At 39.1% G+C, this 10,313-nt stretch carries 8 protein-coding genes and 1 pseudogene; 3 read left to right on the top strand and 6 right to left on the bottom strand.

What is annotated here, in order from left to right; genetic code table 11:
• Nucleotides 1-436: pseudogene (locus tag C1A47_RS12620) on the top strand (IS6 family transposase); the annotation flags it as partial.
• 383 nt (nt 437-819) lie between these two features.
• On the top strand, nt 820-2,049 hold the full coding sequence (locus tag C1A47_RS12615; protein WP_111895377.1) for an OprD family outer membrane porin: 1,230 nt from the start codon (nt 820-822) through the stop codon (nt 2,047-2,049).
• A 246-nt stretch (nt 2,050-2,295) separates the two neighbouring features.
• Here C1A47_RS12615 and tnpC read toward each other — a convergent pair whose 3' ends face one another.
• From tnpC to C1A47_RS12595, 4 genes are all read right to left on the bottom strand, one after another.
• A complete protein-coding gene (gene tnpC, locus C1A47_RS12610) occupies nt 2,296-3,894 on the bottom strand; it encodes an IS66 family transposase (RefSeq protein WP_111895376.1) in 1,599 nt (532 codons plus the stop codon).
• Between the two features lie 74 nt (nt 3,895-3,968).
• Complete coding sequence (gene tnpB, locus C1A47_RS12605) at nt 3,969-4,358, bottom strand: IS66 family insertion sequence element accessory protein TnpB (RefSeq protein WP_111895375.1); 390 nt, start codon at nt 4,356-4,358, stop codon at nt 3,969-3,971.
• A complete protein-coding gene (locus C1A47_RS12600; RefSeq protein ID WP_111895374.1) occupies nt 4,301-4,687 on the bottom strand; it encodes a transposase in 387 nt (128 codons plus the stop codon). The genes tnpB and C1A47_RS12600 overlap by 58 nt, the downstream gene beginning before the upstream one ends.
• Nucleotides 4,688-4,991: 304 nt before the next feature.
• Nucleotides 4,992-5,894 carry a LysR family transcriptional regulator gene (locus C1A47_RS12595; RefSeq protein WP_111895373.1) on the bottom strand — a complete coding sequence of 301 codons (903 nt, stop codon included), beginning with the start codon at nt 5,892-5,894 and terminating at the stop codon, nt 4,992-4,994.
• A gap of 123 nt (nt 5,895-6,017) precedes the next feature.
• Here C1A47_RS12595 and C1A47_RS12590 point away from each other — a divergent pair, with 123 nt between their 5' ends.
• Complete coding sequence (locus C1A47_RS12590; protein WP_111895372.1) at nt 6,018-7,418, top strand: M20 family metallopeptidase; 1,401 nt, start codon at nt 6,018-6,020, stop codon at nt 7,416-7,418.
• Nucleotides 7,419-7,798: 380 nt separating this feature from the next.
• On the opposite strand, the gene C1A47_RS12585 is transcribed toward C1A47_RS12590, so the two are convergent.
• On the bottom strand, nt 7,799-9,100 hold the full coding sequence (locus tag C1A47_RS12585) for an MFS transporter (RefSeq protein WP_111895371.1): 1,302 nt from the start codon (nt 9,098-9,100) through the stop codon (nt 7,799-7,801).
• Nucleotides 9,101-9,437: 337 nt separating this feature from the next.
• On the bottom strand, nt 9,438-10,280 hold the full coding sequence (locus C1A47_RS12580) for a beta-lactamase hydrolase domain-containing protein (RefSeq protein WP_111895370.1): 843 nt from the start codon (nt 10,278-10,280) through the stop codon (nt 9,438-9,440).
• Between the last annotated feature and the right edge of the window lie 33 nt (nt 10,281-10,313).

The raw sequence follows: 10,313 nt of genomic DNA, 5'->3' as shown, positions 1-10,313 counted from the left end.
CTCATGGCATATTGATGAAACTTATGTGAAAGTAAATGGACGGTGGTCTTATCTGTATCGTGCAGTTGACCAACGTGGCTATACCATTGATTTTTATCTTTCTTCTAGACGCAATACCAAATCAGCCTATTGTTTTCTTGGGAAAATCTTAAAGAATGTAAAGAAGTGGCAGACTCCCAAAGCGATCAATACAGATAAAGCACCTACATATGGAAGTGCTTTATCACGGTTAAAACAGGAAGGAAAATGTCCACCGGATCTTGAACACAGGCAGATTAAATACAAAAACAATGTAATCGAATGTGATCATGGCAAGTTAAAGCGGATCATCCGAGCGACGTTAGGCTTCAAATCGATGAAGACAGCTTATGCCATAATCAAAGGTATTATTGAAGTGATGTGAGCACTCCATAAAGGACAAGCTTCATCATTTTAGTATGGTCAACCTCAGGGTGAAGTCTATCTGGTGAATAGAGTTTTCGGTCTTTAAGTAATTTTTAAAGGGAAAATCATCAGCTCATATCTCTATTTGCAACAGTGCCTAAAAAACTAGCTTTCTATTTTAGTTAAATATGATTTACCTATTTAACAAAGGTATTTTACTTTCTATTTTAATCAAAGATTCATTACTTAATTAATAATTGTTGTAACCCTTGACTCCCCTTAATCTAAAACAGATGCATCAAATCGAGTATTACGTTTTAGCTGGAAGAATAAGGGAAATAGTCAGGAAAGATAATATTCACGTAATAAAAATTTCCACCAAGCTTCCGTAGAAAACGGCTCAACAAGTCGCTAACACCCAATTAGGAACTACAGATGGAAATAAGATCATCAACTCTTTTACGCGTACTTTGGTTTTCTGCCACATCATCATTACCAATATTAACCCATGCTGACTTTGTCGAAGACAGTAATGTAAAACTAGATTTAAAAAATTTTTATTTAGATCGTAACTATTCAGGAACAACACACGATGTAGGAAGTTGGTCCCAAGGTCTAGATTTACAATATTCTTCTGGCTATACAGACACTATGATTCAAGTTGGTCTAGATGCTTCAGCTCAAGGTGCAATAACACTGCATTCGCAAGGCAATGATGGTTCTCTTCCTTATGATCCAAGTACAGGAAAAGCAAAAGATGATTATGGTCGGTTTGGGGCAACACTCAAATTAAAATATTCAAAAACAAAATTGACTATCGGAGACCATCGTCCAAATCTACCTATAGCTTCAGAAGATCCAAGCCGTCAGTTAGATACGATATTTGAAGGTGCCGTTTTACAATCGAATGAAATTAAAGGGCTAAATTTGACTGCAGGGACATTCTGGAAAGCTGTTACACGGCAGTCTTCTGGAAAAGAGGACTTGTATTTATATGGTGGTAATGGTGTGAAACGCAGCAGCGGATTAACCTTTGTAGGAGGTACATACGATCTATCGCATGCATTATCTGCGACTTATTTTTATGCTGAATTAAAAGATATTTATACCCAACAATACCTTGGCTTGAAACATAAAGCTGAATTACCAGATGGATTAAAACTCACTTCAGATATCAGATATTTTGACAATGGACAAAATGGACAAAATCTTTATGGCAAAGTACATGGTCAATCTTTTGGTTCAATGGTTACATTACATAAGAATGCCCATACGCTAAGCTTGAGCTACCAAAACATGCACAGTAGCCAAAACTTCCCAACCATGAATGGTTCTATTCCCCAACCCTACTTAGTTCATTGGTCAGCTCTAGGTTTTGTGCGGCCTGATGAAAAATCTTATGGCATAAAATATAGCTATAATTTTAAAGACTTTGGACTGCCTGGGCTAAATTTTTCCACTCGCTATATCTACGGAAATGACATTAACTATGGTTCAGATAAAAATGCGACTGAATCTGAAAGAAATATTTCATTCAACTATACTATTCAGAAAGGTAAGTTTGCTGGGTTGAAGTTTGATCTTCGCAATATTCATGTAAATAAATCATTTGCTGATGGATATAACGAATTTCGTTTCATAACAACATATACTTATAAATTTTAATATTATAGAAATTTATAAGTCTACCTGTGATCATTGCTGCTTTATTAGAGTAATGTCATTCTTTCCATATATTCAGGAATAGCTTTTTATCTTATGAACATAAGCTGATTTATCCGTAATATTAATAGTGAATTATTATTTCATGTTTTTAATCCTAACCCTGTCGAGATTTTGATAGCTGATTATCATGATCTCTTTTTTTTTGATTCTAAAATGTAAGCGTCCGCTGAACCCCATAGGTTTTTTTTAATTCGGCTCAGGTTTCCAGCGGTGTGGAAGTAGTTCTTCTATCTGGGTCATTTTATGTGTCGGCAGCCTTTTCAGCACATCACTTAAATAAGCATACGGATCTAAGCCATTCAGCTTGGCTGACTGGATTAAAGTCATGATATTGGCAGCACGTTGGCCACTACGCAGTGATCCTGCAAACAACCAATTCTTTCTGCCTAAAGCCCATGGGCGCATTTGATTTTCCACCCAATTATTACAAATAGGCAAATTCCCATCATCCAAATAGCGGCTTAAGGCTTGCCAGCGTTTTAGACTGTAATTGATGGCTTTCGCTGCAGGCGAACTCTTGGGTACTTTATCCTGATATTCTTCCAGCCAGTCATACAGTTGTCGCATGATCGGTTGACTGTCCTGTTGCCTTCGCTGGTGGCGTTGTTCGGCACTACAGTTTGGTAGCTCTCTTAATTCCGCTTCAATTTGGTAAAGCTGTTGAATCAATTGCAGGGCTTGTTCAGCAATGAAACTTTTCTTCGTCACATGCAGTTCGTGAAATTTACGACGCGCATGCGCCATGCAACCCACTTCGATGACCTGACCTGATTTAAAGCTTGCCTTATAACCACTGTAATCATCACAGACCAAATGACCCTGCCAGCCTTTCAGGAAATCTTCAGCATGCTGACCTGATCGACTCAGTTGAAAGTCATAAATGACTGCCTGAATGGGATTGTATTGTGTGGTGGCATAGGCCCAGACATAACCTTTCTTGGGTTTCTTCTCGGCAATCTGCATCACAGTCACTGGTGTTTCATCTGCATGAATCACCTGTTGCTGCAATATGATCTGTTTTAAGGCTTCTGCCAATGGCTCTAGCTCAACCCCGCAGCGACCTATCCAGTCAGATAATGTGGATCTAGACAGATCAACACCTGCGCGCAGAAAGATCTGGCGTTGGCGATACAGAGGTAAATGATCGGCATATTTGGACACCAGCACATGGCTGAGCAGTTCAGGACTGGCAATGCCTTTATCAATCACATAGGCAGGCATCGCTTGCTGCGTCAAGGTATCACACTGATCACAGACCCATTTGCCACGGATATGCTGTTCCTTATAGAACTGTGCCGGTCTGAAATTCAATTTCTCGCTGATATCTTCACCAATACGACGTAATTGGCAGCCACAGGCACATTTTGTCGATGCGGGTTCATGCTCAATACGGAGGGTTAGCAGGTGATCCGGTAGCGGTCGACGTTTAGGTTTGTTGACTGGGGCTTTTTGTGCAGCTGCATCAGTTTTATCCGCATTTAGCCGTTCCAATTCCAGATCAACGGCTGCGATATCTTCTTCGATGGCTTCATCTAACAGGTTGATTTGTTTGGCAGTGAGGTGTTCATTCTTCTGCGCGAATTTGTGCCGTTTAAACAAGGCAAGTTCATGTTCGTATTTTTGCGTAAGAATAGAAAGATGTTGAACTTTGGCATCTAGGTGTTGATTGGATTGTTCGAGTTGTTGTTTATCTTCTACAAGTTGCTGATGCTGCATCGCCAACTGTTTGGTAAATTCCAGCAATTGTTCATGGCTCAGTTGGCTTAAATCGGGCAGTGTATTCATGACCGCGGTATGCTTGAGGTCATGACAAGAATGAAATAGAACATTCGGAGAATAGCAGAATGCACACGTCTGGTTTAGAGCAGAGTGACCACCTGTTGTTGTCCAATGCGCTGCCAAGGCAAGCCCTGAATCAATGCCTGTAACTGTTCTGCACTGATGCTCATCGTTTCACCCTGATGAATCTGTGCCCAATGGAACTTCCCTTGTTCCAACCTCCGGGCACACAGCCAAATCCCCAGCCCATCATGCACCAACACTTTCATACGATGGCCACGTTTATTACAGAACAGGTAGGCACAATGCGGTTTGATCGAGTTAAAGGTTTTCATGATCTGGGCCATGGCAGTATCTATACCCGCACGCATATCCATGGGTTGGGTAGCGAGCCAGATTTCATCAATGCGGATCATGTCGCCAGTGCCTTGAGTAATTCTGCCAAAGCGGACATTTCTGATACCTGCCATTTCAACCCGATCTCTATGTTCGAATCAGGCAAAGTAATGTGAACGGGTAGCATTGCTGTAGTGGATGGATTGAACGCTGCAGGGTAAGGCAATGCAATAAATGTGGGCTTGGGTAGTGCCGAGTTGTCCAGAGCTTGTTCGCCATCCAGAAGGCGAATCCATTTACATACGAGATTTGCATTCAGTCCATGCTGCAAGGCGACTGAGGCGATGGATGTGTTGGGTGCTTTACAGGCTTGAACAATACTATTTTTAAATTCAGTACTGTACGTTCTTCGCTTTCTAGGAGCAGATGCAGATATTGTTGATGCATGGGTAATTGTGGTCATGAATTAAGTCCCCACTTAAAAATAAGTGGGGACTAACATAAGGCTAATTAGATAGATTGGTAAGGAGGTGCTTTACCGGATGCTTACGGTGCTTTACCGGATGCTTACTCTAAAATATGAATTTCAGTACTATGTTTAAGCCTTATTATTTTTTACATAGTTCAAGCTTAGAGTAAGAGTTAGACTATAAAATCATCACAATACTAGCCAAATTAATCGACTAGGACTTGTCAAATAAAAGTATTTTCAACGTATTTAAAACAACTCAACCATTGATGTGTATAGTGCCCCAGAATTTAAATCATTAAATAAATTGCTCAGCTAATTTTTCGGTTAAAAAATCTAAAAAATAACGCACAATTGTGAGTTGTTTTCGGCGTGACATTACTTGCAACTGTAAGCTTCTTTGCAGAAATGAAGAATGTTGCATTGGCCGTAATATCAACCCATCTGTGATTGCTCTACGCTCTACTGACAGTGCGCTACATAAAGCAATGACTGAATCACTTTCTTTTGCATAGGTATAAATGGCTCCGATAGTATTACTTGTAAAAGCAGGTGCGATCTGGATACCTTCGAGATGACAGGCAATATCAAACAAGTAACTTAAAGTCGTTCCAGACTCGGACAAAGCGATTGGAAATTCATTTAAATCTTGCATACTAATTGAGTCTATCTGTGCTAAAGGGTGACTTGCAGACATCAATGCACAAATTGGAGATGGTACTTGCAAACTGACTTCTACTCCTTGCTCTGGCTGTAAGCTAAATGTTAACGCAGCATCAACAATCCCTTCTTTTACTAGCTGTGTAGCTTTAGCTGAATCAACGACTTGGAGCGAAAAAATAGCACTTGGATACTGTTTACGAAACTGGGCAATAATATTAGGTAAAAAATCCCATGCCATTCCATCAGGACAAGCCATTGCAATTGTCTGCTGCTTCAGGCTATTTAATCCTCGCATTTCTGCGATTACATGGCTGAACTCAACTGCATTTCGTAATGAATATGTATATAGAACCTCACCCTGATCCGTTAATGACATTCCTCTGGGCTTACGTTCAAACAAGGTGAGCTGAAGCTGATCTTCCAGCTGGCTAATCTGTCGACTAATTGCTGATACTGCAACATGCAGCTCCTCAGATGCTGCTGACAGAGATCCAGTTTTAGCCACAGCATGAAAATATTTCAGTGAAATGTCATACATAGTCTAGCTTTCTATTTTAGTTAAAGATTACTTGCATAATTGATAATTGTTGCAATCCTTCTCTCATCTTAAGCTAAACCATATGCACAAATCGAGCATTTCGTTTGAATTCTGGTAGAAAATATGACTAAAAACATGACATCTGGCCGTGAGCAAGCTATTAACCTAGCTTGCCAAACCCTTAAGAATGATCACTTTATAAATACACTTTCTCGGCGTGTTGCAATGCAAACTGAAAGCCAGAATCCATCAGCTGAAGCGATTTTACGAGCTTATCTTGCTGACGAAATTGCACCGTTATTAGAAAAGCTTGGGTTTGTTTATCATATTTATGACAACCCACAAACGAGTATGCCTCCATTATTAATTGGAGAACGAATAGAGTCAGAAAATTTACCAACCCTACTCACTTATGGTCATGGTGATGTAACAAATGGTGAAGCAGAACTTTGGCAAACAGAAACACATCCTTGGCAACTCAAACAAATTGGTAATCAAATTTTTGGTCGTGGCACAGCCGATAATAAAGGCCAACATACAATTAATTTACTCGCACTAGAAGCTGTTTTAGATGCACGTAAAGGTCAGCTTGGCTACAACATCAAAATACTATTTGAAATGAGTGAAGAAATTGGCTCCAAAGGGTTAGAACAATTCTGTAAGCAATATCAAAAAGAACTCAAAGCAGATTTGTTTCTAGCTTCAGATGGTCCTCGTTTAAATGCTCAATCACCAACAATCTTTCTTGGTTCACGTGGTGTATGTCAATTTCGATTACGCTGCGAAACTGGGAACGGAATGCGTCATTCTGGTAACTGGGGGGGGGTTATTACCAATCCAGCCATTCGCTTACAACATGCCCTATCAACCTTAGTTTCTGCAACTGGACAAGTATTGCCAGCATCATTAAGAGCGCCCGCTCCAGAGGGAATCACAGCAAAAATGATGCAAAGGCTACCTGTTGGCAGCATGCAAGGCGATCCTAGCTTGAACTCAAATTGGGGGGAAGCACATCTGAGTAATGGTGAACGTTTGTTTGGCTCAAACACATTAGAAATCATTGCTCTTGGGGCTGGAAATATCGCTCAACCTGTTGGTGCAATCCCAAATCATGCTGAAGCAGTTTGTCATCTACGAATTGTTCCAGGTACTGATTGGAAAAATTTAGTACACAATCTTGAAATACACTTTTCAGAACAAGGTTTTGATGATATCCAAGTACATTTTGAAGGCGGATATAATGCAACACGCTTGGATCCAGCACATCCTTGGGTTGGATTTGTTCAAAACTCAATGAAGAAATCATTAGAACAGGAGATTACGGTATTGCCTAATTTGGGTGGAACCATTCCTAACCATTGCTTTGCTGATGTATTGTCCTTACCTACTGTTTGGATGCCACATTCATACCCATCATGCAAACAACATGCCCCAGATGAGCATCTACTGGTTGATGTTGCGAATCAAGGATTAGCTGCAATGGCTGGATTATTTTGGGATCTTGGAGAGCATTGGCCACAGTAGTAAACAACATTCGATGCAAAAAGGAGCATTCAAATGCTCTTTTTTTTGATTCGCTATAATATAAATAGTCACTAAAAATAGTATTTCTGATTCAAATAAAATCAATCTAACTAAGTTTTTCAAATATTGAATAGATATGATAAGTCACTTTGACAAGCTAAAATTAGCTATAAGATGCCGTCATTCAAGCACTGTATTATGTATGAGTAAATGCAAATTTCAGAAGCTAAGGCAATATTTTTTTTAATATCTAAAATTTTATTTATAATGCTTTTTTACACCATAAAATATTCAGATTTCTTGTTATCTAAAACCTCACAGTACGCTAAAAATGCCAGAATAAATATTTATCATGGCATTCTTAGCGTACTAAACATATGTTAACCAATTTTAAAATGTTTCCGAATGGAGATCATCGTAATCAGACTAATACAACAGGTGGCAAGCAAATAGTAGCTAGGTGCCAATAAGTCACCAGTCGCACTAATTGACCAAACTAACAAGAATGGTGTGAAGCTACCAAATACGGTAGTAGCGATATTATAACTGAGTGCCATACCTGTAGCTCGAACATGTGTTGGGAAAAGTTCGGACATTAATGCAGGTAACCCGCCAAAATACATCGACTTTAAAATACTAAGCCAGAACAATACACTTGCCAGCATCACAAGCGTCGCCTTACCTGAAAGCATCATAAAGGATGGGTAAACGGTGAGCAAAAATAATACACTGGCAAAAATCATCACACGTGTACGGCCAATTCGATCAGATAAAATTCCAATAAATGGTGTCAATACTGTTAGAACGATATAACTGATTAAAGTACCACCATAACCAATAGAACCACTCAATCCTAAGTACTTCGTTGCATAGGTTGGCATGAAAATAATTGAATAAGTCACAGATGTAGAAAGAACCATGGCACCGATGTTATACAAAAGACCTCGTTTATGAAATTTCAACAGATCAATCAGTGGTGTCTTTACCTCTTTCTTTTCTTCAAATACTTCAGCTTCTTCAATTTCTCGGCGAATATACAATCCAACTGGCGCAATTAATAGACCAAAGATAAATGGCAACCGCCATCCCCAATCTTCTAGCTGAGCTGTCGTCAGTGTAGTGGTTAGTAATAGACCAAACCCTGCTCCAAGCAAACCACTAATACCTTGACTTGCAAACATAAAACTAGAAATGAAGCCCTTACGTTCAGGATAATGTTCCACCAGCATAGACGTTGCACTGCCAAACTCACCTGCAGCTGAAAACCCCTGTAATAAACGAGCAATTAAAATACCGATCGGGGCTAATATTCCGATAGTGGCATAGGTAGGCATGGCAGCAATCAGTAAAGTACCTAGCATCATCAACCAAATAGTCAGTAGCATCGCAGCTTTACGCCCGACTTTATCGGCATACCCCCCAAGTACAATAGCACCTAGTGGTCTAATCAGATATGACATGGCAAATGTAAATAACGCCATCATCAATGACAATGTTGGGTTATCTGATGGAAAGAATAGTTTAGAAATTGTTCCTGCAAAGAATGCATAAGCAATCAAATCAAACCATTCCAAAGCATTACCAATCGACGATGCCACAACTAGCTTAAAAAGTTTTTTATCTGAAAGCTTTTTCTCTACTGAAATCGACGTATTGCCTGAATTTATAAAAGTATCTGACATTCATGAGCTCCAAAATATAAATTGATCAAATCAAGACCTAATTTGATATTAGGGAGCTCTTAGGTTTTGCACAATTATTCATTTCCTAATGCATTGTTGCATTTTTTAGAAAGCAAATAACAACTATTTTGGTGCGTCTCAACGAAAAGCCCTAAATGGTTTCGTTACTGTTTATTTTTGACTTTGGCTGTGTTATTCAGAATAACGTCTACACGATGTAGCTGTAAGATTGAAGAGGTCGTAAGTAGTAAAAACTTATTTACAGGCTCTAAAGTTGGCATCATGATCACAAGTCGATGCCAACTGAATTATTCATGAATATAAATGGAAAATTGATTTAAAGTGTGGTCATTACATCATTAATTCCACTAATATTTAAAAGACATCCAAGTTCTTTACCCACATTTCTCCAGCCTCTAGGAGTATTGGGAGGAATCAAGATAGCATCCCAAGGTTCAAGATAGATTTTATGTTTTTCTTCCTCATCAAAAAAGACGACAAATGATCCCCTTGCCGCGAACATAAGTTCTTCTCCACTATGATCATGGAAAGGACCACCACGCCCAGGTTCAACAACACCTGTTGTTAAGCGAAACTCTTCACTCAAAGCCACAGGTGGAATTGAAGCACACAGGTTTGGGTTTAATCCGTCAGTATATTTGTAAGCTGCGATCTGCCAAGCAGGATTACCATCCAGAGCAGGCTTCCAGTTTGGTTTCATCTCACTAAATTTGATCACATTCTGCATTGCTTTTAGAATGCGTTCATCAATTACATCTAATTCGGATGGCATCTGTTGTGTTTCAGTTTTTTGAGCTCGATTAGCCAGTTCTAAAGAACGATGACCTGTTTTGCAAAAGACAATCGCTGTTCCCTGAATAGTCTGCAATGCTGCTTTGAAAGCACTAACCTGATTCTCCGTTATATCCTTAGAATCTTGTGGAATTGGAAGATGCCAATATCCTATACCGAGTCGTTTGGCTTCATCTTCAAGATTTTTTGATAAAGGTTGTTGGGAATCTTCATGATCAAATCGAGTATTAATAATTCCTTTAAAGCCTAAAGCTGCTAAATGGGGTAAATCTTCAACTTTAATTTGGGTTGTAATACTTAGATTCTTTACAGAATGCAAAAACTCCACTGATGAATCTCCTATGTATATAGAAATATCTAATTTCAAATGCTTACATGTTTAGTTTTATTAAATTCAAGA

Source organism: Acinetobacter sp. MB5, assembly GCF_003261585.1.
In the GTDB taxonomy this organism is placed as follows: Bacteria; Pseudomonadota; Gammaproteobacteria; order Pseudomonadales; family Moraxellaceae; genus Acinetobacter.
Note: the sequence above shows the minus strand (reverse complement) of the source record. Positions and strands in the feature narration are given on the sequence as shown.